The organism is Agrobacterium sp. CCNWLW32 (genome assembly GCF_037083425.1).
Lineage (GTDB): Bacteria > Pseudomonadota > Alphaproteobacteria > Rhizobiales > Rhizobiaceae > Agrobacterium > Agrobacterium radiobacter.
The window spans coordinates 40,504-63,437 of sequence record NZ_JBAOJM010000007.1 but is presented as its reverse complement, the minus strand read 5'-3'; the positions used below and the strand labels follow the sequence as shown (position 1 = coordinate 63,437).

The following is a 22,934-nucleotide window of genomic DNA, read 5'->3' as shown; positions in this document are numbered from 1 at the left end:
ATCTCCTGTTCGGAAAATATCCATGAACCCGATTTATATTGTGGTTGCAGCGCCCCTGCTTCTGGGCGGCTGCACAGCCACATCCCTGATGAACGACGCCGCCTCCTATGACGATGCGGCAAACCCGACGCTTGGCGCGGGGCCCATCCGCTATCAAACCCCGGTTGCGGGTTACACGCACCGCGCGCCGGTGGACCCGAAGCCCTGGCGTAACCAGAACGATGCACAGGCTCCGAAAGGAGATGCATCATGACATCACGCACATTCAAGCTCGGCGCTAAACTCGCGGCCACCCTTTGCCTGCCGTTTCTTCTCGGCGGCTGCGTCACAGCCGCCCAATATGCGTCGCGCGACGCCGGTTTCACCAATGTTTCGGCCCGAACATCCGAAGCAACAGGCAAGCAGGCGGTCTGGGTGCAGAACCGGGCCGAGGCGCAGGCGACGCAGGCCCGCGTCAAATCGCTGATGACAACCAGCAAGACCCTTGATGTCGAGACGGCGGTGCAGGTTGCGCTCCTGAACAACAAGGGCCTTCAGGCGGCCTATGCCGATCTCGGCGAATCCGCCGCCACCGCATGGCAATCCACCATGCTGGTCAATCCGCGGGTCGGCATTGGGCTGACGGGGATCGGCACCCCGGGGCTCAGGGCCTACAAGGCGATCGAAGGTGTCGTCGTCACCAATATTCTGGCGCTCGCTACCCTCAAGGAAAATGTCGAGATCGCCGATACCGGTTTCCGCAAGGCGCAGCTCGCGGCCGCGCTGAAGACGCTGCAACTGGCGTCGGATACCCGCCGCGCCTGGATCACCGCAGTGGCAGCATGGGAAAATGTCGGCCAGCTGGCGCAGGCGCAGACCGCGGCGGATGCCGCCTCGGAACTTGCCGTCAAGCTTGGAGAAGCCGGCTCGCTCAACAAGGAAGGTCAGGCCCGCGAGCAGGTCTTTTATGCCGAACTGACCGGTCAGATCGCCAAGGCGCGACTTGAGGCCCGTCTTGCCAAGGAGGAACTGACGCGGCTGATGGGACTGTGGGGAGCGGATATCGAATACACCATTCCCAACCGCCTGCCCCCGCTTCCGAAGGCGCTTAACAAACGGGACATGATCGAGGCCGAGGCGCTGCAGCGCCGTGTGGACCTACAAATGGCCAGGCTCGATCTGGAGGCCACCGCACGATCGTTCAAGCTCACCGAGGCCACCCGATACGTGACCGATCTCGAAATCCGCTCGGGCTTCGAGACCGAACGCGAGCTGGAAGACGGCGAAAAACACAAACAGACGACCGGCAATGCCGAGCTGGAATTCGTCATTCCGATCTTCGATTCCGGTCAGGCGCGCATGCGGGAATCCGAACTTGCCTATATGCGCGCGGCAAACCTGCTGGCGGAAAAGGCGGTCAATGTCCGCTCGGAAGCCCGCTCGGCCTATCAGGCCTATCGCTCGAATTACGACATCGCCCGGCACTATCGCAACAGCGTGGTGCCGCTGCGCACCAAGATCGAGGAGCAGTCGCTGCTGACCTATAACGGCATGATCACCAACACCTTCGAACTGCTCGCCGACAGCCGGGAAAAGGTCAATTCAAGCCTGCTGGCCATCAATGCCAAACGCGACTTCTGGCTCGCGGAGGCCGGCCTCGCTCCCGCCATCTACGGCGGAGGTACAGGTGCTGCGGCAGGTGCGGAGACCGAGGTTGCCGCCGCTGGCGGCGGTGGCGGACATTGAGAAAGGAAATCACCATGTTCAATAGAAGAAACTTTCTGGGTGTCGGCGCCGCTATGGTCTCCACGGCGGCCTGGGCGAAAACATCGAATAGCAGCCTGCCGGAAGCAGCCGTGATGGAAACGGCCGCGACCCAGGCTCCGGTCAAGCCCACCACCGGCCCCGATTACAACCCGGTCGTTACCCTCAACGGCTGGACCCTGCCCTTCCGGATGAACAATGGCGTCAAGGAATTCCACCTTGTCGCCGAGCCGGTGGAGCGCGAAATGGCGGAGGGCATGACCGCCCGGCTGTGGGGCTATAACGGCCAGTCGCCGGGCCCGACCATCGAAGCCGTCGAAGGCGACCGGGTGCGTATTTTCGTCACCAACAAGCTGCCGGAACATACAACGATCCACTGGCACGGCATGATCCTGCCGTCGGGCATGGACGGCGTCGGCGGCCTGTCGCAGCCGCATATCCCTGTCGGCAAGACCTTCGTCTACGAGTTCGATCTCGTGAAGTCGGGCACCTTCATGTACCACCCGCATTCGGACGAGATGGTGCAGATGGCGATGGGCATGATGGGCTTTTTCGTGATCCACCCGAAGGACCCGGCATTCATGCCCGTGGATCGCGACTTCGTGTTCCTCATCAATGCCTTCGACATCGATCCCGGCTCCTATGTGCCGAAGATCATGACCATGACCGACTTCAATCTGTGGTCATGGAACAGCCGGGTGTTTCCGGGCATCGATCCACTGGTGGTTTCCAAGGACGACCGGGTGCGCGTGCGCGTCGGCAACCTGACCATGACCAACCACCCGATCCACATGCACGGTTACGATTTCGAAGTGACCTGCACGGATGGCGGCTGGGTGCGGCCCGAGGCGCGATGGCCGGAGGTCAGCATCGACATCCCCGTGGGTGCGATGCGCGCCTATGAATTCGACGCCAAATATGTCGGTGACTGGGCAATCCATTGCCACAAGTCGCACCACACGATGAACGCGATGGGCCATGACGTCCCGACCTTCATCGGCGTCGACAAGAAGACCGTCACCGAAAAGATCCGCAAGGTCCGGCCGGAATATATGCCGATGGGCACCGCCGGCATGGCCGATATGGGCGCGATGGAAATGGAGATCCCTGAGAACACCGTTCCGATGATGACGGGATGGGGTCCGCACGGCCCCATCGAGATGGGCGGCATGTTCTCCGTGGTGAAGGTTCGTGAAGGCATCTCCGCGGGCGATTACGCCGATCCCGGCTGGTACGAAAACCCGCCCGGAACCCAGGCCTGGGAATGGACCGGCGAGTTGCCGGATACACAGAAAAACACCGACCCCAAAACGCAGATCACGCCGCAACCGATGAAACACGGCTGATTGCGCAGACCAACGACCCCATCAAAATCAAGGAACATACAGAATGACCAAATTGAAACTTGCACTGCTTCTCACCGCTCTCGCCACGCCTGCCCTGGCATCGGGCACCCACGGCGGCGGCCATGCAGCGATGGCGATCGGCGAACCCGGCGACAAGGCCAAGGTGACCCAGACCATTCAGGTGACGATGAAGGAAACGCCCGACGGCAAGATGCTGTTCACGCCCGCCAAGTTCGAATTCAAGAAGGGTAAGACGGTTCGCTTTGTCGTGAAGAATGTCGGCGAACTGGACCATGAATTCATTCTCGATGAACAGAAGGCCAATCTGGAGCACAAGGCCGCCATGGAGAAGGCGCCGGAGATGGAACACGACAATCCGAACGCGATCAGCCTCGCGCCGGGCGAGAGCGGCGAAATCGTCTGGAAATTCACCAATGACGGCATGTTCGAATTCGCCTGCCTGAAACCCGGACATTACGAGGCCGGCATGCGCGGCGATCTCAAAGTTTCTGCAAAATAATCCAGCAACAAAGGAATATGACCATGAAGACCATCGTTAAAATCACCGTCGCAGCAGCACTCCTGCTCACCGCTCCCCTCAGTGCATTCGCAGAGGAATTCACCAAGGGAACGGTCAAGAAGGTTGATGCTGCGGCCAAAAAGGTCACCATCATCCATGAAGAACTGAAGAACCTCGACATGCCGGCCATGACGATGGTGTTCCGCGTCAAGGACGATGCGCTCCTCGCCAGGCTCAAGGAAGGCGCCAATATCGAGTTCATTGCAGAACGCGCCGAAGGCAAGCTTGTCGTCGCACAGGTGAAATAAGGCCTCAGCAGCCGGTCCAAAAGAAACAGAAAGGGCAGCGGTTTTCCGCTGCCCTTTCTGTATTGGTGTCAGGACGTCCTGCGAACTCTAGTGTTCGGCAAATGGCCTTGGTCCTACGGCGGGCCGCGACCCGCCGACCTTGGGCGAGAAGGCCGCGTCTATCGCCTGCCGATTGTTCATGAACGGCCGTTGGAGCAGAAGGAACACCACGAGCATCAAGGGCCATGCAATCAGGACATCGGAGAGGAAGTGAGCCCCCATCGCCACCCTGTTCAGGGAGACAATCACGATAAACGGCGCCAGTATTGCGGTGCCTATCAGGCGAAATTTCTCTGGCAGGAGGATGATGAAGGCCAGGAGGGCGACTGCGGAAGCACTTTCACCGGAAGGAAAAGAGCAGTTTCGGGCGCAGCTGCCATTGAGGGAAAGAACCGGCGTAAAAACCAGCTCTCCCCCGAACTCTGCGAGATGCCGCGGCCTTGCCCTGCCGAACAGGTTTTTCAGGGCATGCACCGTGGCTCCTGGTCCAATAGCAAAAAATACCATAATAAACAGTAGCTTATGTGGCGGCAAAAGCCGCGGCAAGCCGCGCGAAAATGGCATGGCGAAAAGCATGCCCGCAAGTCCTGATAACAAGACCGCCGGAAGCATGCGGTTCAGATCACGGACGGCAATCAGGAACTCGTCCTCACCGAGGGTGAAACCGCCCGCCCAGAATTGCCGGCTCACTTCAAGATCGATATCCGGCCTGATCGTAAAGACGATCATCATCGCAAAGGCGACCAGCAGAGCCTGCAGAGAGGGGCTGCCGGAAGCACTCGCAAATGCCTGACGGACGACAAAGACGGCGTTTGCGCGAAATTTCGACCGCCGGGTCCAATTCCGCTTCTTTTGGTGGGTTTTACTGGCGAGAGACTGGTGCATGACCAGTTCTCTTCCGCAGAAATGTCAAGGCATTGCGGAGAAAGACACAAGACTGCAAGGAAAGCGGTGCGCATTGGCTTTATTAGAGGATAGAGGCTCTTGCCCGACGTTTCGCATCCGCTTAGCGTCCCGCCACCACCACAGCCTATATATGAATAAATTTGCGGGTTCAGCATGGACAAAGGGCTTATTCTGATCGTCGAAGACGACCCTGATATCATTCAGATTCTGGACGCCTATCTCATTCGCGAAGGATACAGAACCGTCAGAGCCAGCGATGGAGAAACGGCGCTGACCCATTTCTCCATGTTGAGGCCGGATCTGGTTCTCCTCGACATCCGCCTGCCGAAATTCGATGGCATCGAGGTGCTGAACCGCATCCGGCGGGAACGGGAAACGCCCGTCATCATGGTCACCTCTCTTGCGGAGGATATGGACAAGCTGACCGGCCTTCGCCTCGGCGCTGACGATTACATCGTCAAACCTTTCAACCCGCATGAGTTGATCGCCCGGGTGAATGCCGTGCTGAAACGCACGCGACAGCCAGGCTCCGGCGGGGTTTTGCGCTTCGGGGCCATCGAAGTGGACACCGAAGCTTATGTTGCGGCCGTCTGCCATGGTGGAGAGCGGGCCGTTCTGCCCCTGACGCTGAGCGAGTTCCGGATCCTCGCCCATATGACGCGCCGTCCCACCCACGCCTTTCAGCGCGCCGACATTCTCGACGCCTGCCTGCCGGAAAGCGATGCGCTGGCGCGCACCATCGACACACATATCGCCAATCTGCGCAAGAAACTGACGGATCATGGCGCCTGCGGTTATCTGGTCTCGGTGCGCAGCGTCGGTTATCGGCTGGCCGGGGAGCAAAAACCATGAAGCCCTGGCGACTCCGCCTGCGCACGATGACGGCGATCACCATCACCACGATGCTCATCTTTGCCGTTGCTTTGGTCTATTTCGGCGTTTCCTGGTATGCGGACAACATTGAGGAGCGCATCATCGCCCAGCTGTCGCCCGATGCCGCCAAGGCCTTCTCGGATATCGACCTGGGCATGATGCCGGATCAACGCCAACTTCAAGCCCTTGTCGAGGTTTTGCCGGGCCTGGAAGATCAGGCAGATAACGAGCTTATCAAATCGGTGTTCGTCTTCGGATTGCTCGGTGTCTTCCTGTGCAGCTTGCTTGGTTATTTCATATCTCGGCGCATTGCCGCACCTCTCGGCGAACTTGCTGATGCCGCGCGGCGCATGGCGACCGGCAACTTCAGCGGCGGCGCAAAGATCAAGGCGAGCCCCATCACCGAAGTCGCATTTCTGGTCGACAGTTTCGAGACTCTGACGCGGGAACTTCAGATGATGGAACGCCGGCTGAAGTTCAACACGATGGCAGTGGCCCACGAGCTGCGCACCCCACTCACGATCCTGCGGGGCCGTTTGCACGGCATCGCGGATGATGTCTTTCCCCTCGACAAGCAAGCCATTCGCCACCTCATCGTCCATGTTGAGGGACTGGCGCGTCTTGTTGACGATTTGCGCACACTTTCGCTGGCGGAAACCAACAGTCTCGTCAAAGACACCGAACCGCTTGATCTTGCCGCCGAATGCGCGGCGGTGGCTGAAGCGGCCCGGCCACTGATGGATGAGGTCGGCATTGATCTCAATATGTCGCTGGAGCCCGCACCCGTTTGCGGCGATCGACAACGCCTTCGGCAGCTTCTGCTGATTCTGATGGATAATGTGCGCCGCTACGCGGCGAGCGGCGGGTTTCTGCGTTGTTCGACCGGGGTTCAGGACGGGCGCGCCTTTGTCGCGATCGAGGATAAGGGGCCGGGCTTTCCCGCTGGCGTCGAGGCGCACGGCATCGAACTCTTCTGGCGGACGGAACCGTCGCGCGCGCGCAAAACCGGTGGCACAGGTCTCGGCCTGTCGATTGCCCGCGCAATCGCACGGGCGCATGACAGCGATCTCCAGATAAAGGCGCGGCCGGATGGCGGAACTATCGTGACGATTGTCTTCGGGGAAGCCTCCTAAAATATCCCGGCCAACCGTCTCTTTGCGGTTGCTTGTTTTTGCGCTGAGGCGACGAACCGGTCTTCACATGGGACAGGCTGTTTCTCGACAGAATCTTGACAATTCCGGCGCATGCCCCGGCTGAACACCATGTTCTGCCGGAAGCCCATTTATGTCGCGCATTCAAGATGCTGCCGTTCTGGCAGAGAAACTCCCGGTCACGGATGATGTGGCCGAGACAGTTTCGGAAACACCCCGTTTTTTGTTGCTCTGGAGAATTATGACCTTTGCCCGACGCGCCTACTGGAAGCGGGCGGTCCTTTTCTGGCTGCGTTTTGCGATCAATCCATTGGTCACCTTTCGGTGGTGGCGGTTTCTGGCGGATTTTTCAACAGAGCGAAAATTACCGCTCCCGCATGACGACCTTCTCCAGAAACCCCTGTCGAAACTTCTTATCAATAAAGTTTCCCAGAAGAGACGGCTGGCTTTTCTCATGGATAATTTCGCAATTGCGGACCGGCATTTTTCCAGGAGCGTGATGGCCGGGCTGTGGGCGGGAAAAACCATTGATATGGGCACCGTTTGCGGCCGGAACGATGAATATCGATGCATACTGGCCTTGGCGGATTGTTGCGGCGGCCGACACGAGGGTGCGTTTTCCATCAGACTCATGGATAGCCATGACAACACCGTTCTGTGGACGGCAACGTTTACTTTCGTGGAAGGGTGCGAAACACAGAACCACACGATTGTCGTTGGCGGCATGCAGGGTCCGCGCGCCGCGAAGGAACAAATGGTGTCGATGACGCGCGATCTCTCGGGACTTCGTCCCAAGGAGGCTGCACTGATGGTTCTGCAAGGTCTCGCCGGTGAGGATGCACATGACTATTTCGCTGTCGCCCACTCCAGACACCCCATCCGTTACCGGCGCGCCCGACGGCAAAAAATGATGGTTTCGGACATCGATGCATTCTGGCGGGAACGCTCTGGCGAGCCGGATGAAATATTCGGTTTCAAGGTGCCCTTCTCCAACCTTGAGGGTGGAGATAAACGCAGCCAAATGAAGTCCTCTTTTTTCAGCCTCGGCAAACGTCTTGCCGAGGCCGGAGTAAACGAAAGCGGCTGAGGCTCGTCCCAGGTTGCCTGGGACTTCGCGCTAACCATGGGCAGGTTTTCGCGCCGGACCGAAGATCATGAAACTGATGGCGGCAAGGAGCCAGACGCTGATGCCGGCATAAAGCATGACCAGACCAAAACCGTCCGCAAGCGCCTGATGGATGAGCTCTTCCGAAACACCCTGCGCCGCGCCGGCGGTGCCCGCCGCGATCTTTTCCGCAAGCGACTGCAACGCATTGATGTCAGCACCTGTTGGCAGGTTTGCCCGAAGCGAAGCCCGGACGCCCTCGACCAGAATAAAGCCCATGATCGGGATGTTGATGGCGAGCGAGATCATGCGCGCGCTCATGTCGATACCCGAAGCCATGCCGGAACGGGCGGGGGAAACCGCCCCTGTGGTGGTGTTGGTAACAGGCGTATTGGTCAGTCCGAGCCCGATACCGGCAAGGATGCAGCCGGGCAGCATGGTGAGCCAGCTCGCATTTTCGATGCCGCTTCCCAATTTCATCAACATGAAACCGAGGCCGATGATGAACAGTCCGGCCGGTATGACGAGGCGCGGCTGGTAACGCAACGACAGGCGCTCCGCCAAAGGCGGCACCACCAGCGCCGGCAGCGTATAGGCAAGCAGGCCGAGGCCGGCGGTGACGCTGTCATAACCGAGGCCTGCCTGAAACCAGATCGGCAGATAGATCATGAACGGCCAGAAGCTGATGTTCATCGCCGCCGAACCGATGATCGCCCCGGAAAAAGGCCGGATGCGGAAGACGGAGAAGTCGAACATCGGTCGCGTGTTGAGCTTTTCAGCGAACACGAAGGCGATGAAGCTCGCAACCGAGACGCCAAGGATCAGAAGCGCCGCCGGGCCCACAAAACCGAGTTCGGGTCCCTGCGTGATGAAAAAGGCAAGGCAAAAAACGGCAACCGAGAGCGTGACCATGCCGGCAATATCGAGACGCGCCGCTTCCGGATCTCGCGATTCTCCCACACCACCGGCGGCGAGCAGCCATGTTCCCACGCCAAGCGCGACGTGAACGAGGAACACCCATTCCCAGCTCCACAGCGCAACGATGGCGCCGCCGATGATCGGGCCGAAACCCAGCCCCACGCCCGAGACGATGCCCCACCAGCCGAACGCCATGCCGCGTTCACGGGCCGTGCGGAACTGATGCGACAGGATGGCGATCTGGCACACCAGCATCGCCCCGCCGCTCAGTCCCTGCAGGAAACGCGCGCCGATCAGCACCGAGACGTTTTCCGTCATTCCGCAGGCGAGAGAGGACAGCGAGAAAGCGGCGATGCTGGCGATGAAGACACGTTTGCGGCCGAAGCGATCGGCCAGCGCGCCCGTCGCCATCAGCACCATCGTCACGCCGATCGTATAGGCATTCATGATCCACTGAAGCTGCCGGAAATCCGCGTGCAGCACCTGTTCGAGTGTTGGCAGGATCGCCGGAACGCTGGAAATTTCCAGTCCGAACATCAGGGCGGAGAGACAGACGGCAGCGAGCGCCGTGGCGCTTCTGCTGCCCGCTGGTGCGGTAACGGCAAGGGTCATTCTTCAGCCTTTCATGGGTCGGCGCGCAATGGCGAAAACCGATCTGTGGAGGAGGCAGGCTAGACAAAGCTTGACCATAACTGAATTGGATGATTGGCTATTTCAGAGACAACAAATCGGAATAATCGACATGAGCACGCTGGATGTTGAGGCCGTCGAGGCCTTCGTCACCATCGCTGATATGCAGAGCTTCACCCGCGCTGCCGAAGCGCTCGGCACCACCCAGGGCGCCATCAGCGTCAAGCTCAAACGGCTGGAGGACAGGCTCGGCCAGCGGCTGCTCGAACGCACACCCCGCTCCGTGCGGCTATCCGCACAGGGTGCGGTATTTCTGGCACCCGCCCGCGAGTTTCTCGCCGCGCATGATCGGGCTCTTGCAGGGCTTTCCTCGCCGCGCCGCCGTTTCGGCCTTGGTATTGCCGCCCATGTGGCGGGACCGGAGGTTCCGACCCTTCTTGCACGTCTCAACGACCACGACCCCGGGCTTACGATTGAAGTGCGGATGGATCATTCCCGATCCCTGCTAGATGCCTTCGACCGCGGAGAGATCGATGCGGCAATCATCCGCCGCGAGGACGACCGGCGCGACGGCGAGGTGCTGGGACCGGAACATTTCGGCTGGTATGCAACCCCGCAATTCGAACACCGTCAGGGTGAACCGCTGCGGCTGGCGGCGCTCTCACCCGCCTGTGGTGTGCGTGACATAGCCACCCGCGCCCTGGATGCGGCGGCGATTGCGTGGACGGAGGTGTTTCTTGGCGGCACATCGTCGATGGTGACGGCAGCCGTCTCGGCCGGGCTTGCGGTTTCCGCCTTCTCCTCCCGTCTTGCACCACCCGGCACGGTGGAGGTCAGCCAGCGTTTTGGCCTGCCACCCCTGCCCTCTACCGAAATCATCATGTTCTCGACCCTGACGGACAGCAGATCCCGGGAGGCGTTACGCACGCTCGCCGCCGCCTTTCGCGAGCATCGGCCGGGATCGTGACCATGATCACGCAGATTGACACCGTCCGCTTGTCGACAACTACCGGCGGAAAATCTAGCATCGGGCGAAAATGACCCGGCCGATGTCTCTCTCGGTCCAATCGCTGCAGTGGAGTCCCCTCATGTCCCTTCCCCAGAAAATCGGCTTTATCGGAACGGGTGCCATCACGGATGCGATGGTGCGCGGCCTGCTCGCCAGGCCTACCGCCTTGCCGCATGTCATGGTGTCCCAGCGCAGCGCGGATATCTCGGCCAGGCTTGCAGTCGATTTTCCGCAGGTGATCATCTCCGGCGACAATCAGGCGATCGTCGATGGCTGCGATACCGTCATGCTCGCGATCCGTCCGCAGATCGCCGAAGAGGTCATCCGGCCTCTCCGGTTCCGCGACGGGCAGAAGGTCATCAGCGTCGTGGCGGCAACCAGCCGCGAGTCGCTCCTGGACTGGATCGGCGCGGATGTGCGTCTCACCCAGGCGATCCCGCTACCCTTCGTCGCCCGGCGCAAGGGCGTCACCGCCATCTATCCCGCCGATACAGATACTGCCGCAATCTTCAACGTGCTCGGCAATGCGGTGGAATGCGAGACCAAGGCGGAATACGACCTTCTGGCCGCGGCCAGCGCTCTGATGGCCACCTATTTCGGCATCATGCAGACCACGACCGAATGGCTGGCCGAGAATGGTCTGCCGGAAGAAAAGGCGCGCGCTTATCTTGCCCCCCTCTTCGCCGGCCTCTCCGAGGTGGCGGTGCTTGCTGGAAGCAAGGCGGATTTCAACGGGATCAGCCGTGAATTCGCGACAAAAGGCGGCCTCAACGAGCAGGTGCTGCTGGACTTCGACGGCAAGGGCGGCTCAGGGGCGCTGAAAGACGCATTGAGCCGCGTGCTGGAGCGGATTACGCAATAGCCGGACAGGTGCAACGGCAACAACAAAAAAGGGGCCTTTCGGCCCCTTTCTGTCTTATGCCTTCCCCGGACGGTTGATTGTTAGGAAGTGCCGCACGACAGGCTTTTCCAGTCCGGAATGGTAAGCCAGCACCTTGCCCTGCAAATCCGCGTCGGCATGGGAAACCCGCTTGTGCTGGCGCAGATGTTCAGCCCAGGATTCCACCATGAACCATTCGACAATCTTCTGCGGATCGGCGGAGTCTTCCGTCACGCCCCAGCCATAGGCGCCATCGCGGCGACGTTCCTGGGAGAGTTCGTCCAGCGCATGCAGGAAATCGGAACGGTGATGCTTTTCGACATTATATTCGATCAGGATCAGAACCGGGCCGCGATCATGAGCCACCGGCTCGGCAACGAGCGGTTCGGGCCAATGGTTGGACGGCACCATATCCGCATCGCCCGCAGGCAGTTTCAGACGGTGCATGACGAGGCCCGCAACCAGCAATCCCGCAGCGCCGATCAGCAACGCACCCGGCACGCCTGTGGCTTCACCAACAGCACCCCAGCCAAGGCTGCCGGCCGTCATCGCGCCATTGAAGACGGTGAGATAAACGGCAAGGCCACGGCCACGCACCCAGTTCGGCAGAACTGCCTGGGCTGCGCCATTCAGCGTCGTCAGCGCCGTGATCCATGCGCCACCGAGGAACAGCAGGATGATGATGGCAAGCCACTTTGGCGGTGCGAAGGACAGTCCAGCCATGACGAGCGCAGTCGTGAGAGCCGCACCCAGCAACAGGGCATCGGCATCGAAACGTTCGCGCAGCTTCGGCATGACCAGCGCGCCGCAGATGGCGCCGGCACCGACGGCACCGAGCAGGATACCGTAGAAGCTCGCATCTCCACCGAGCAGTTGCCGGGCGACCAGAGGGAGCAGTGCCCAGACAGCACTGGCGAATGCAAAGAAGATCGCTGCCCGCAGCAGGACGACATGCAGCGGCTTGCTGGCGCGGGTATAACGAAGGCCCGCCCGGAATGCGCCGAAGAAACCTTCCGCCAGTGCATCATTGGCGTTCTTTGCCCGTGGCCACCACAGAAGGGCGGCGATAACCACGAAATAGCTGGCGACATCAGCGCCATAGGTAAAGGCCGCCCCGAAGGCCGCGAGCAGGATGCCGCCGGCGGCCGGGCCGATGGAACGGGCGATGTTGATGCCGAGCGAGTTCAGCGCCACGGCGCTCTTGATATCCTCACGTTTCACCAGCTCCGGCACGATGGCCTGCCAGGTCGGGCCCATCAGCGCGGCGCCGATGCCGCCGAGGAAGGTGAGACCGATCAGCGCGCTGACGGACAACAGGCCGGTTTGGGCCAGAACCATGAGGGTGACGCTGACGGAGGCCAGCAACAGCTGCACGGCGATCAGGAATTTGCGGCGGTCGAGAATATCGGTCAGCACGCCGGCCGGAATTGCCAGAAGAAAGATCGGCAGCGTCCCTGCCGCCTGAACCATGGCGACGGCCGCCGGCGAGGCCGAAAGATCGGTCATCAGCCATGAACTGGCGACATCACGCATGAAACTGCCGGTATTGCCGAGCACCGTCGCGGCCCAGAGGACGGCGAAAACTGGTTGCGCAAGAGGAGCAAAGCTGCTCGCCGAGGATTTTGCGGCACTCATTTGCCTGTTCCTTTCGTGAGATCGATTGCGGCGACGATGATGAAGGCGCCGGCAAGGCCAAGATGCTCGAAGAAGGCGTTGGTGGCCATCATGCGGTCCATGCCGGGCGCCATTTCCCAGAAGCGAAGAGCGATGAAGGTGGCCAGAAGCGTGAAGCCCGCAAGTGCCAGAGCACCGGCCCAACGCAGGAAGCCCGACACCACCAATGCGGAGGCGGTGAGTTCGAACAGGATGACGACGACGGCGAATGCGGCCGCCGGCTGAAGGCCAAAATGGTTCATCTCGGCGATCGCGCCGGGGAAGTCGAAGATCTTGGTCAGCGGCCCCTGAATATAGGCCGAGCAAAGCGCCAGAAGCGCAAGGGTCTTTGTGGCGGGGGCGGCAACGACATTTGCGAGGAAGCCGCGAAGGCGAAGGGTTGAAGATGGCTCGGTCATTTTTTGCTCCTGCGATCTGGCCGGTCGGTTCGAGCGGCGCTGCGTTCATGTGATGGAGCGATATTGGCGCAAAGGATTACCGCCAACAATTGCATCAATAGTTTCTATATAATTGCGAATTTTGTAATATTCTTTTTATCGCCGGATCTTTCGCAGACAACGGGCAGCGGCAATCCACTGCCCGTTGGATTTATCTTGCCAATCAGCCTCAGACCGCCCAGCAGGAGCAGCCGAGAGCGCCGAAAAAGCCCTTCAGATCGGCAATCGGCAGTTTCGACGTCCATGCGCCGGCATGGTCGTGACCATGCACACCGCAATCACTGGCACAGCCGCAGGACGAGATCGCCGCCCGTCTGAGCGAGTTCTTTCCGGCACCCTGCGGCTCACCCCAGGCGGCATAACCGCCGAAGGTTCGCACAGGCGACCAGTCGGGCATCGCCGGCGGAATATTGCTTTCATCAAGCGTCCTGAAGTCGCCGGCGCCATAGACGATCTTGCCGCCGACCATGGTCAGTTCGGAGGTAAGGAAGGAGATTTCATCCTCCGCGCAGGAGAAATAATCCTTGTCCGGCACCACGAGATCGGCGAACTGGCCTTTTTCGATGCGGCCCTTCTTGCCTTCCTCGTTGGAGAACCAGGTGACTTTTTCGGTCCACATGCGCAGCGCCGTCTCGCGGTCGAGGCAGTTGGCGCGCGGATAAAGCTGCATGCCGCCCACCGTCTTGCCCGTCACCATCCAGAACAGCGACACCCACGGATTATAGGAGGCGACGCGTGTTGCATCCGTACCGGCCGAAACGTTCACGCCCTTTTCCAGCATCCGCGCAATCGGCGGTGTGGCCTCCGCCACGCCCTGGCCATACCGTTCAACGAAATATTCGCCCTGATAGGCCATGCGGTGCTGGGTTGCGATGCCGCCGCCAAGCGCGGCGATGCGGTCGATCGAGCGGTCGGAGATGGTTTCGGCATGATCGAAAAACCAGTTCAACCCTTCGAGCGGGATATCCCGGTTGACCTTTTCGAAGACATCCAGCGCCCGCGAAATGGTCTCGTCATAGGTGGCGTGCAGACGCCAGGGCCAGCGGTTTTCCGCCAGAATCCGGACAACGTCTTCAAGCTCGCCTTCCATTTCCGGCGGCATGTCCGGCCGTGGCTGGCGGAAATCCTCGAAATCGGCAGCGGAAAAGACCAGCATTTCGCCTGCACCATTGTGCCGGAAGTAGTCGTTACCCTGCTTGTATTTGACCGATGACGTCCAGTTGAGGAAGTCCTCCTTCTCCTGCTTCGGCTTCTGGGTGAAGAGGTTGTAGGCCAGCCGAACCGTCATCTGGTTCTCATCCGACAGCTTCTGGATCACTTCGTAATCATCAGGGTAATTCTGGAAGCCGCCGCCCGCGTCGATCACGCCGGTCACACCCAGCCTGTTCAGCTCGCGCATGAAGTGGCGGGTGGAATTGACCTGATAATCGAGAGGCAGCTTCGGCCCCTTGGCGAGCGTCGAATAGAGGATGCCGGCATTCGGCTTGGCGAGCAGCAGGCCGGTCGGATTGCCGTTCGCATCGCGGGTGATCTCGCCGCCGGGCGGGTTCGGCGTATCCTTGGTGTAACCGACGGCACGAAGCGCTGCGCCGTTCAGCAGCGCCCGGTCGTAGAGATGCAGCAGGAAGACCGGCGTATCCGGCGCCACCGCATTGATTTCCTCGATGGTCGGCAGGCGCTTTTCAACGAATTGATGCTCGGTGAAACCGCCCACGACCCGCACCCATTGCGGGGCCGGGGTAATAGCCACCTGACGCTTCAGCATGTCCATGGCATCGGCAAGCGAGCGCACGCCATCCCAGCGCAGTTCCATGTTGAAGTTCAGGCCGCCGCGCACGACGTGGGTATGATTGTCGATCAGGCCGGGCAGAACCCGCTTGCCCTTCAGGTCGACGATCTTCGTATCCGGCCCGGCAAGGGCCATGACCTCGGCATCGCTTCCCACTTCCAGGAACAGGCCATCCTTGATGGCCACTGCCGTTGCATTCGGATTGCCGCGATCGAGCGTCGTGACGCGGCCGTTGTGAAGGATCGTATCTGGATGCATGGAAGAACCTCCGGTCTTGATGAGATCAGCGGCCTTAGCCGGTGAAAACAGATTCGGAAAGGCAAGGCTCGAAGCCGCGCCAAGAAAGGTGCGTCGTGTCGGCATCAGCTTCTCTCCCGGTTGATAGGCTGTTTGACCTCGGCAAGGCCAGTTGTTTCAGCGCCACCCTTCGGCATATGGCCGAACATATGCGGCTTGATCTGGTTGATCCACGAAACGGCGGCCGGTTCCTTACCGACGATCGTCTTCGCGAAAGGGATGATCTGCTCTCCAACCAATATGCCGAGCAGACCGACGAGAGCGATGACGGGTGGTGCGGGAGAACGCACATTGAGCAGGCTGTAAACGATGCCGACCAGCAGACCGGCGCCAAGGGACAGAAGATAGACTTTCATCGAAACCTCCTCGATGGGTAAAAGCCGCACCGGACTGGATGACGATCCTGCCGGCGCGGCGTGGTTGAAAGCTTATTTCTTGGCCGGGTTGGGGCCGATGCGCTTGCCGTGCTTGACGCGCTCGGCACCGCCGTGGACATGGGTGACGGCATAATCGATGCCCATACCGTAGGCGCCGGAATGTTCCTTCACCAGTGCGGTGACGGCGTCATAGGTTTCCTTGCGTGCCCAGTCGCGCTGCCATTCGAGCAGCACCTGCTGCCAGGTCACGGGAATGATGCCGGCCTGCACCATGCGGTCCATGGCATATTTATGCGCGTCGAGAGAGGTGCCGCCGGAGGCGTCCGCCACCATGTAGATCTCGTAATCCGCGACATCATGGAGCGCCGAGAGTGCGAAGGTGGTGTTGCAGACTTCCGTCCACAGGCCGGAGACGACGATCTTCCTGCGGCCACCAGCGGCGTTCTTCGCCAGCGCATCGCGGACATTCTGGTCGTCCCAGGAATTCATCGAGGTACGCTCGAGAATGTCGTTTTCCGGGAAAACCGCGAGCAGTTCCGGGAAGGTGTTACCGGAGAAGCTTTCCGTTTCAACCGTGGTGATGGTCGTCGGGATGTTGAAAATCTTTGCCGCCTTGGCGAGGCCGACGACATTGTTCTTCAGGGTCTGGCGATCGATCGACTGCACACCGAAAGCCATCTGCGGCTGCTGGTCGATGAAGATGAGCTGGCTGTTGGCGGGGGTAAGGACTTCGAGCTTGGACATTTTCAGTTCTCCGTTCAGGTGGTGATTGCCGATCTACGGCGGTGGAAACTAGGAAGGCTTCGCCGGTCGGCTGCCCGGCAGGGGCAGCCGTCTTGAAAAGTATAAATCTGTTTTGGTCAGTGGACGCGGATCAGAGACCCGCTTTATGCCGCAAGGGGAGCGAGGTTGGCCTCGATCTGGTTGCGGAAAGGCTCGTAGCGGCTCGGCAGCTTGAGCGCTTCGCCCAGATGCGCGGTATCCTCGTCACGGTCGAAACCGGGTTCATTGGTGGCGACTTCGAACAGAATGCCGCCCGGCGTGCGGAAATAGATCGCCCAGAAATAATCGCGGTCGATGACGGGGGTGACCTGATAGCCCGTATCCATCAGCGCCTTGCGCACTTCCAGCTGCTTTTCGCGGTTTTCGACTGCGAAAGCGATATGGTGGACCGAACCTGCCCCCGGACGGGCAAAGGGCGTCTTCGGCAGGGCCGCAAGATCGATCGTGTCGGCCCCGTTGCCGCCGGGAATGATGAAGCGCGTCACATTGCCTTCAGCATCAGCCCGTTCATAGCCCATGAAACGAAGGAGTTCCTCAGTCGCGGCCGTGTCGTTCAGATTGAAGCGCGCGCCGGTGAAGCCCCGTATGGCGCTGTCTTCGGAAATACCCTCGGCCAGCCAGGGGGCGCGGGCATCATTCTCCGTTTCGATCAGCGCAAGTCCATCGCCATCGGGACCGGTGAAGCGCAGGCGCTCGGCGCCGAAAACCGTGTCGGCCTGAAGGCCGGCGGCGCCTTTGGCAAGCAGGCGCTCTTTCCAGAAGCCCAGCGAACCCTTCGGGATGGAAAACTGCGTCTCGCCCACCTCGCCGACGCCGGGACGGCCGGCCATCATGTTGGCGAAGGGAAAATAGGTCATGACCGTGCCGGGCGTGCCATTTTCGTCGCCGTAATAAAGGTGATAGACGCTGGGTTCGTCAAAGTTGACGGTTTTCTTGACCCGGCGCAGGCCGAGCGTATCGGTGAAGAAACTGTTGTTCTGCCGCGCATCCGACGCCATCGAGGTGACGTGGTGCAGGCCCTTGATATCCTTGATCATCGGCGGCGCCTTTCGTTGTTGGTGTGTCCGTTTCGATGGACAGAGATGTAACCCGCTTGATTGCATCGCGGAATTGCAATATTTCTCTCGAATGAATTGCGATTTTTGAAATAATAGAGATGAACGACCATAAAGCTCTGAAAACCTTTCTGATGGCGGCCGAAAAGCGCAACTTCGCGCAGGTCGCCCGTGAACTGGGCATGACGGCGGCTGCCGTCACCCGTGCGATTGCCGCGCTTGAAGACGATCTCGGTGTGCAGTTGTTTGTCCGCACCACCCGACAGGTTTCCTTGACGACGGACGGCGCCATCTTCGCCGCACAGATCCAGCCGGCGGTCGAGGCGCTTGAGAACGCCCGGCGCGATGTCCGCAACGCCCATAAGGCCGATGAGGGGCGCCTGAGGATCAGCGCGCCGACATGGCTTGGCAAGACGGTGCTGCCGCCGATCCTGTCGGGTTTCCGGGAACTCTATCCAAAAATGTGCTTCGAGATTTCCCTGTCGGACGGCCTGATCAATATCGTGGATGACGACTACGATCTGGCGATCCGCATCTCGTCCGCCCCGTCAGACAAATTCACCATCTGGCGCAAGATCAGGGCCGTGCCGCGAATATTGGTGGCGGCACCGGGCAGCCGCTTCACGCAGATGGAACATCCAAGCGAACTGACCCCTGACGATTGCCTTGCCTATAGCGGTGAAAGCCGGCGGGAGAACTGGGTCCTGTCAGACGGCGGATCGAGCATCGCCATCTCGGCCGGCCGCGCATTCAGCGCCAATAGCGGCGAGGTTCTGGCCGATATGGCGGCAGATGGCGCGGGCGTGGCGATGCTGCCGGGATTTAATATCGCCGAGCATATCCATAGCGGCCGGCTCGTTCATGTCCTGCCCGGCTGGGCGCCGCCCGAACTCTGGCTGACGCTCTATTATCCGCCCTATCAGACGCTGCCGCCCCGTATCGCGACCTTCTCGAAATTCTTCGAGGAACAATTGCCGGCGCATATGGTGATGCTGGACTAGAGCCGGCGACCTTGACCCCGCCGACGCGCACGAGCGCGTCGGCCTGATGCGTGGCTTAGCGTGGCGGCAGCAAGAAATGGCAATAGCCGGGGCTGCCGCAACGTTCTGATGGTCGGGCCTCTAGGCCAGATGCTGGCTGAAGAAGGCGGCGATCCGGTCGAACGGGATTTTGTCGGCGCGGTCATACAGGTCCGTATGGTTGGCGTCCGGAATGATCACGAGTTCCTTCGGTTCGGCAGCGGCAGTGAAAGCTGTCTCGCTGAAATATCGGGAATGCGCTTTCTCGCCATGGATGAACATCACCGGGCGCGGCGATATTTCGGCGATATAGGTCAGGATCGGCATGTTCATGAACGACAGGGGTGTCGTCTGCGTCCAGGAATTACCCGAATTGACAGCACGCGCATGATAGCCGCGCGGCGTCCGGTAGTAGTCGTGATAGTCGATCAGGAACTGCGCTTCGCCACCCTTGAGATCGTTATAAGGCGGCTGATAGGCGGGGCTTCCCTTTTCCGCATCCTGCCAGCGCTGCCGGCTCATCTGCTCCAGCGCCTGTGCGCGCTGTTCGAGGGTAACGCTGTCGTTGTAGCCTTTGGACATGGCCCGCGTCATGTCATACATGGTGCTGGCCACGACCGCCTTCACGCGCTTGTCCGCCGCGACAGCGTTCAGCGCCATGCCGCCCCAGCCGCAGATACCGATGACACCGATACGCTCGCGATCCACATAGGATTGCAGCCCGATGTAATCCACCGCGGCGCTGAAGTCCTCGGTATTGATATCCGGCGAGGCGACGTTCCGGGGCTCGCCGCCGCTTTCTCCGGTATAGGAGGGATCGAACGCCAGCGCGGCAAATCCGCGCTCCGCCATGGTCTGCGCATAAAGACCGGATGACTGTTCTTTTACCGCACCGAAGGGGCCGCTGATGACAAGGGCGGCCAAAGGCGCACTTTCGCGGTTCTTTGGCAGGTAGAGGTCACCTGCCAGGGTAATGCCGTAGCGGTTCTTGAACGAGACCTTCTGGTGATCGACATTGTCGCTCTTCGGGAAGACCTTGTCCCATGAAGAGGTTTGGGCGAAAGCCTGCGTCGCGCTCGCCATCGGCACCATGCCCATTGCGGCGACGGCGATGCCCGTTGCCTTCATCAGGTTGCGCCTGCCGGTATTGCAGGTTTCATCAGTTTCAACTGGCTTGCTCATGCTGGGAACTCCTGTTGTGGTTCGGTTCATTGGACGCGTTCGATGCGCAGCGGAAATTCCCCGGGGATATGAAGCGCTTCATAGCCTTTATCGAAGCGTCCCAGCCGGATGAGGCCGGGATGCCTGTAGTCGGCATAGAACATCGCGAGATTGCCCCAGGGCATGTAATAACAAAGGTCGTAAGGTCGCTCGTTTTCGAACGGACCGTGGCCTTCGACCGTCAGCTTTCGAGGGAGATAGGCGATCTTCTCGTTGGAGCCGAAGTCAGCGATCCTGACGTCGAGCGGCAGCATGGACGCGAAATCGCGGGCTGACGGATTGTTGTAGAGCGTCGCTATCATCGTGTTTTCTGCGAAAATCAGCTTGATCTTCAAATCGGTCCTCTCCTGATTGTTAGGCCCGCCTTTGCTGAAAGCTCGCCCGGGCAGGATGAAGGCGGCGGCCATCGCCAGCAGGATGCGTCGGGCGAAAACCGCCGGGCGACCATTCACGATCGCCTCCGCGCCAGCCGCCAGGCGACAAAAGAGGCAAGCGAGGAACCGCAGAGCAACAATGCGCTCAGTGTGAAGGCCGACCACCAGCCGAAACTGTCGAATAAAATGCCGCCGACCGAGGCCCCCGCCGTGATCGCCAGTTGAATGACGGCAACCTGCAGCCCGCCGCCGGTCTCGGCATCATCAGGCAGAATGCAGCTCAGCCAGGTGCCCCAGCCAACCGGTGCGGCGGTTCCAACGAAACCCCAGCCGACAAGTGCGGCTGCGACAGGAAGTTTCGCGTCGCCAAAGGCGACCATGAAGAGCGCGATACCGGCCATCAACAGGGGAATGATCGCAAGAATGCTGAAGAGACGGTGTTGCAGCAGCCGGCCGACGACCCAGGTTCCAACCGCCCCCGCCAATCCCATGATCAGCAGCAGCAGCGACAGCATCGTGATTTCGACCCGCGTGACCTGCTCGAGAAAGGGCCGCAGATAAGTAAAAAGTGCGAACTGACCCATGAACAACAGCAGGATCGCGACCATGCCCGCCGTGACGGCTGGACGTCCAAGCAGCCTGAAGACATTCGCGGATGAAAGGGCGCGGCGCGGCGGAAGTTCCGGCAGGACGATCCATTGCCACAGGAGCGCAAGCAGGCCGATAGGCACGACCAGAAAGAAGGCGCCGCGCCAGCCGATATAGGCGCCCAGCAGGCTGCCAAGTGGGGCGGAAACCGTTGCCGCAACCGCGTTGCCGGCATTCAGCAGTGCAAGTGCTTTCGGCACCTGATCATGGGAGACGAGACGCATCACGATCGCGGTGGACATCGACCAGAAGCCGCCGATCGAGATTCCGAGCAATGCCCGGCCAAGCATCAAGAGCGGGAAAGACGGTGCAAGGGTGACCACGATGCCGGACACCATCAAGAGCGCCGTGAGGCCGAGTACGACAACGCGCCGGTCCAGCCGCCGGGTCAGGCCGGTAATCAACAGGCTGGTGATAACCGCAAAGATGCCGGAGATGGAGATCGCCTGCCCCGTATTACCTTCTGAAACGCCGAGATCGGCGGCGATCGGCGTCAGCAGACTGACGGGCATGAATTCCGAAGCGATCAACACGAAGGCGCAGAGCGTCATGCAAAACACGGCGCTCCATGCCGCATGTCTGCTGCCCATCTTTTCGTCATAGGTGAGAGTCATTCGCCAGATCCCACTAAAATCCCGGTTTCTTTCGATGGCGGGAAGATATTGCCGGGCGACTTTGCGGACAATCCGTGCTAATTCGCATGGACTTATCGAAATTCAATATTAATCAGAGGTTTTTGATGCAGCGAGAGGATATGAAGGATCTCCTCTGGTTCATGGAGGTTGCCAAAGAGCGGAGCTTTACGAAGGCTGCGGCGACGCTCGGAACATCGCAATCGACATTGAGCTATACAATCAAGCAGCTTGAAGCCCGGCTGGGCGTGCGCCTGCTGACGCGGACGACACGCAGCGTGGCCACGACGGAAGCCGGCGAACGCCTGCTTTTATCTATCGCTCCGCGATTTCAGGGGATCGAGGCGGATCTGGCGGATCTCGTCGCCTTTCGCGAAAAGCCCTCAGGCACCTTGCGCCTCACCCTGTCCGATCACGCCCTGCAAACAACCGTCTGGCCGAAACTGGGCCGCGTCCTGTCCAACTATCCCGACATTCGTATTGAGCTCTATAGCGACAATGGCATGCGCAATATTGTCGAGGAACGCTTCGACGCCGGCGTGCGACTGGGCGAGAGCGTCGACAGGGACATGATCGCCGTTCGGATCGGCCCGGACTGGCGTCTGAGAGCCGTGGCTTCGCCAGACTATTTCGTCAGACACGGCATCCCTGTCATACCCCAGGATCTGGTCGGCCATGTCTGCATCAATACACGTCAGGCAACCTGGGGTGGATTTTACGCCTGGGAATTTGAAAAGGACGGGCGGGAGCTGCGGGTCAGGGTTGACGGACAACTAAGCTTCAATTCCTCGATCTCCCAGATCGACGCCGCGATGAAAGGCTACGGGATCGCATACGTTCCGGAAGACCTCGTCGAGGCGCACATCGCTGAAGGGAGATTGCAGGCGGTTCTGGACAATTGGAGCGAGCCCTTCACCGGCTATCACCTCTATTATCCGAGCAGGCGTCAGATGTCTCCGGCGATGAAGGTGATCATCGACGCCCTGCGCCATCATGCCTGATACGGAGGGTTGACCTCCTATCGGAACAACCGCCCTGAACCCAAACCGGCCGGCATTCGTGGCGGATCATCGCGGCCCGCGTCTGCCCGCCTAAAGCATTGCCATATCCACGAAACGGGAAATCACAGCTTCCTCTCCCTAAAAACAAACTTCACGGCACCCGATATAAAGGAGACAAAGCAAATTATTGACTGCGGCT

At 60.2% G+C, this 22,934-nt stretch carries 23 protein-coding genes; 12 read left to right on the top strand and 11 right to left on the bottom strand.

Going from position 1 to position 22,934, the window contains the following annotated elements; genetic code table 11:
• Nucleotides 1-22 precede the first annotated feature (22 nt).
• From V6R85_RS16065 to V6R85_RS16045, 5 genes are read left to right on the top strand one after another with little or no spacing between them, the layout of a single operon-like run.
• Complete coding sequence (locus tag V6R85_RS16065) at nucleotides 23-253, top strand: hypothetical protein (protein ID WP_003508366.1); 231 nt, start codon at nucleotides 23-25, stop codon at nucleotides 251-253.
• Nucleotides 250-1,725 carry a TolC family protein gene (locus V6R85_RS16060; RefSeq protein WP_060727539.1) on the top strand — a complete coding sequence of 492 codons (1,476 nt, stop codon included), beginning with the start codon at nucleotides 250-252 and terminating at the stop codon, nucleotides 1,723-1,725. The genes V6R85_RS16065 and V6R85_RS16060 overlap by 4 nt, the downstream gene beginning before the upstream one ends.
• A gap of 14 nt (nucleotides 1,726-1,739) precedes the next feature.
• Nucleotides 1,740-3,089 carry a multicopper oxidase family protein gene (locus V6R85_RS16055; RefSeq protein WP_080864632.1) on the top strand — a complete coding sequence of 450 codons (1,350 nt, stop codon included), beginning with the start codon at nucleotides 1,740-1,742 and terminating at the stop codon, nucleotides 3,087-3,089.
• 43 nt (nucleotides 3,090-3,132) lie between these two features.
• Nucleotides 3,133-3,609: a cupredoxin domain-containing protein gene (locus tag V6R85_RS16050; RefSeq protein ID WP_003508363.1), complete on the top strand. Its 477-nt coding sequence runs from the start codon at nucleotides 3,133-3,135 to the stop codon at nucleotides 3,607-3,609.
• A gap of 23 nt (nucleotides 3,610-3,632) precedes the next feature.
• A complete protein-coding gene (locus tag V6R85_RS16045; RefSeq protein ID WP_003508362.1) occupies nucleotides 3,633-3,917 on the top strand; it encodes a copper-binding protein in 285 nt (94 codons plus the stop codon).
• An 87-nt stretch (nucleotides 3,918-4,004) separates the two neighbouring features.
• On the opposite strand, the gene V6R85_RS16040 is transcribed toward V6R85_RS16045, so the two are convergent.
• Nucleotides 4,005-4,841, bottom strand: a complete 837-nt coding sequence (locus V6R85_RS16040) for a phosphatase PAP2 family protein (RefSeq protein ID WP_031234596.1) — start codon at nucleotides 4,839-4,841, stop codon at nucleotides 4,005-4,007.
• Between the two features lie 174 nt (nucleotides 4,842-5,015).
• On the opposite strand from V6R85_RS16040, the gene V6R85_RS16035 reads away from it, so the two are divergent.
• The 3 genes from V6R85_RS16035 to V6R85_RS16025 all read left to right on the top strand — a co-directional run bounded on the left by V6R85_RS16035 (nucleotide 5,016) and on the right by V6R85_RS16025 (nucleotide 7,973).
• Entirely contained in the window at nucleotides 5,016-5,714 is a 699-nt protein-coding gene (locus tag V6R85_RS16035; protein WP_020010098.1) for a response regulator, read from the top strand.
• A complete protein-coding gene (locus tag V6R85_RS16030) occupies nucleotides 5,711-6,868 on the top strand; it encodes an ATP-binding protein (protein ID WP_020813631.1) in 1,158 nt (385 codons plus the stop codon). The genes V6R85_RS16035 and V6R85_RS16030 overlap by 4 nt, the downstream gene beginning before the upstream one ends.
• Nucleotides 6,869-7,019: 151 nt before the next feature.
• Nucleotides 7,020-7,973, top strand: coding sequence for a DUF535 family protein (locus tag V6R85_RS16025; RefSeq protein WP_112295881.1), 954 nt, complete (start codon nucleotides 7,020-7,022; stop codon nucleotides 7,971-7,973).
• A 30-nt stretch (nucleotides 7,974-8,003) separates the two neighbouring features.
• On the opposite strand, the gene V6R85_RS16020 is transcribed toward V6R85_RS16025, so the two are convergent.
• Nucleotides 8,004-9,521 (bottom strand): MFS transporter, encoded by a 1,518-nt coding sequence (locus V6R85_RS16020; protein ID WP_112295882.1) that lies wholly within the window; start codon nucleotides 9,519-9,521, stop codon nucleotides 8,004-8,006.
• Nucleotides 9,522-9,651: 130 nt separating this feature from the next.
• Between V6R85_RS16020 and V6R85_RS16015 the strand changes: the two genes are divergently transcribed.
• Both V6R85_RS16015 and V6R85_RS16010 read left to right on the top strand, forming a co-directional pair.
• Nucleotides 9,652-10,506, top strand: coding sequence for a LysR family transcriptional regulator (locus V6R85_RS16015; protein ID WP_003522061.1), 855 nt, complete (start codon nucleotides 9,652-9,654; stop codon nucleotides 10,504-10,506).
• A 121-nt stretch (nucleotides 10,507-10,627) separates the two neighbouring features.
• Entirely contained in the window at nucleotides 10,628-11,410 is a 783-nt protein-coding gene (locus V6R85_RS16010) for a pyrroline-5-carboxylate reductase (RefSeq protein WP_112295883.1), read from the top strand.
• 54 nt (nucleotides 11,411-11,464) lie between these two features.
• Here the strand turns inward: V6R85_RS16010 and V6R85_RS16005 are convergent, their stop codons facing one another.
• The 6 genes from V6R85_RS16005 to V6R85_RS15980 all read right to left on the bottom strand — a co-directional run bounded on the left by V6R85_RS16005 (nucleotide 11,465) and on the right by V6R85_RS15980 (nucleotide 17,822).
• Nucleotides 11,465-13,063: an MFS transporter gene (locus V6R85_RS16005; protein WP_003508354.1), complete on the bottom strand. Its 1,599-nt coding sequence runs from the start codon at nucleotides 13,061-13,063 to the stop codon at nucleotides 11,465-11,467.
• Nucleotides 13,060-13,500 carry a DoxX family protein gene (locus V6R85_RS16000; RefSeq protein WP_020813628.1) on the bottom strand — a complete coding sequence of 147 codons (441 nt, stop codon included), beginning with the start codon at nucleotides 13,498-13,500 and terminating at the stop codon, nucleotides 13,060-13,062. Before V6R85_RS16000 ends, V6R85_RS16005 begins: the two co-directional genes overlap by 4 nt.
• 208 nt (nucleotides 13,501-13,708) lie before the next feature.
• On the bottom strand, nucleotides 13,709-15,691 hold the full coding sequence (locus V6R85_RS15995; RefSeq protein ID WP_020010106.1) for an amidohydrolase: 1,983 nt from the start codon (nucleotides 15,689-15,691) through the stop codon (nucleotides 13,709-13,711).
• A complete protein-coding gene (locus V6R85_RS15990) occupies nucleotides 15,691-15,981 on the bottom strand; it encodes a XapX domain-containing protein (RefSeq protein ID WP_087746309.1) in 291 nt (96 codons plus the stop codon). Before V6R85_RS15990 ends, V6R85_RS15995 begins: the two co-directional genes overlap by 1 nt.
• A gap of 72 nt (nucleotides 15,982-16,053) precedes the next feature.
• On the bottom strand, nucleotides 16,054-16,746 hold the full coding sequence (locus tag V6R85_RS15985; protein WP_087746307.1) for a hydrolase: 693 nt from the start codon (nucleotides 16,744-16,746) through the stop codon (nucleotides 16,054-16,056).
• A 143-nt stretch (nucleotides 16,747-16,889) separates the two neighbouring features.
• Nucleotides 16,890-17,822: a VOC family protein gene (locus V6R85_RS15980; RefSeq protein ID WP_080864639.1), complete on the bottom strand. Its 933-nt coding sequence runs from the start codon at nucleotides 17,820-17,822 to the stop codon at nucleotides 16,890-16,892.
• A gap of 119 nt (nucleotides 17,823-17,941) precedes the next feature.
• On the opposite strand from V6R85_RS15980, the gene V6R85_RS15975 reads away from it, so the two are divergent.
• Nucleotides 17,942-18,841, top strand: coding sequence for a LysR family transcriptional regulator (locus tag V6R85_RS15975; protein ID WP_003508348.1), 900 nt, complete (start codon nucleotides 17,942-17,944; stop codon nucleotides 18,839-18,841).
• Between the two features lie 120 nt (nucleotides 18,842-18,961).
• Here the strand turns inward: V6R85_RS15975 and V6R85_RS15970 are convergent, their stop codons facing one another.
• The 3 genes from V6R85_RS15970 to V6R85_RS15960 are packed head-to-tail and all read right to left on the bottom strand — an operon-like array spanning nucleotide 18,962 to nucleotide 21,716.
• A complete protein-coding gene (locus tag V6R85_RS15970; protein WP_112295884.1) occupies nucleotides 18,962-20,041 on the bottom strand; it encodes an alpha/beta hydrolase in 1,080 nt (359 codons plus the stop codon).
• Nucleotides 20,042-20,067: 26 nt separating this feature from the next.
• The gene (locus V6R85_RS15965; RefSeq protein WP_111792738.1) at nucleotides 20,068-20,532 is read right to left on the bottom strand and encodes a cyclophilin-like fold protein; all 465 of its coding nucleotides are present in this window, start codon (nucleotides 20,530-20,532) and stop codon (nucleotides 20,068-20,070) included.
• Complete coding sequence (locus tag V6R85_RS15960; RefSeq protein WP_112295885.1) at nucleotides 20,529-21,716, bottom strand: MFS transporter; 1,188 nt, start codon at nucleotides 21,714-21,716, stop codon at nucleotides 20,529-20,531. The genes V6R85_RS15965 and V6R85_RS15960 overlap by 4 nt, the downstream gene beginning before the upstream one ends.
• 125 nt (nucleotides 21,717-21,841) lie before the next feature.
• Between V6R85_RS15960 and V6R85_RS15955 the strand changes: the two genes are divergently transcribed.
• On the top strand, nucleotides 21,842-22,735 hold the full coding sequence (locus V6R85_RS15955) for a LysR family transcriptional regulator (protein ID WP_035213264.1): 894 nt from the start codon (nucleotides 21,842-21,844) through the stop codon (nucleotides 22,733-22,735).
• Nucleotides 22,736-22,934 lie beyond the last annotated feature (199 nt).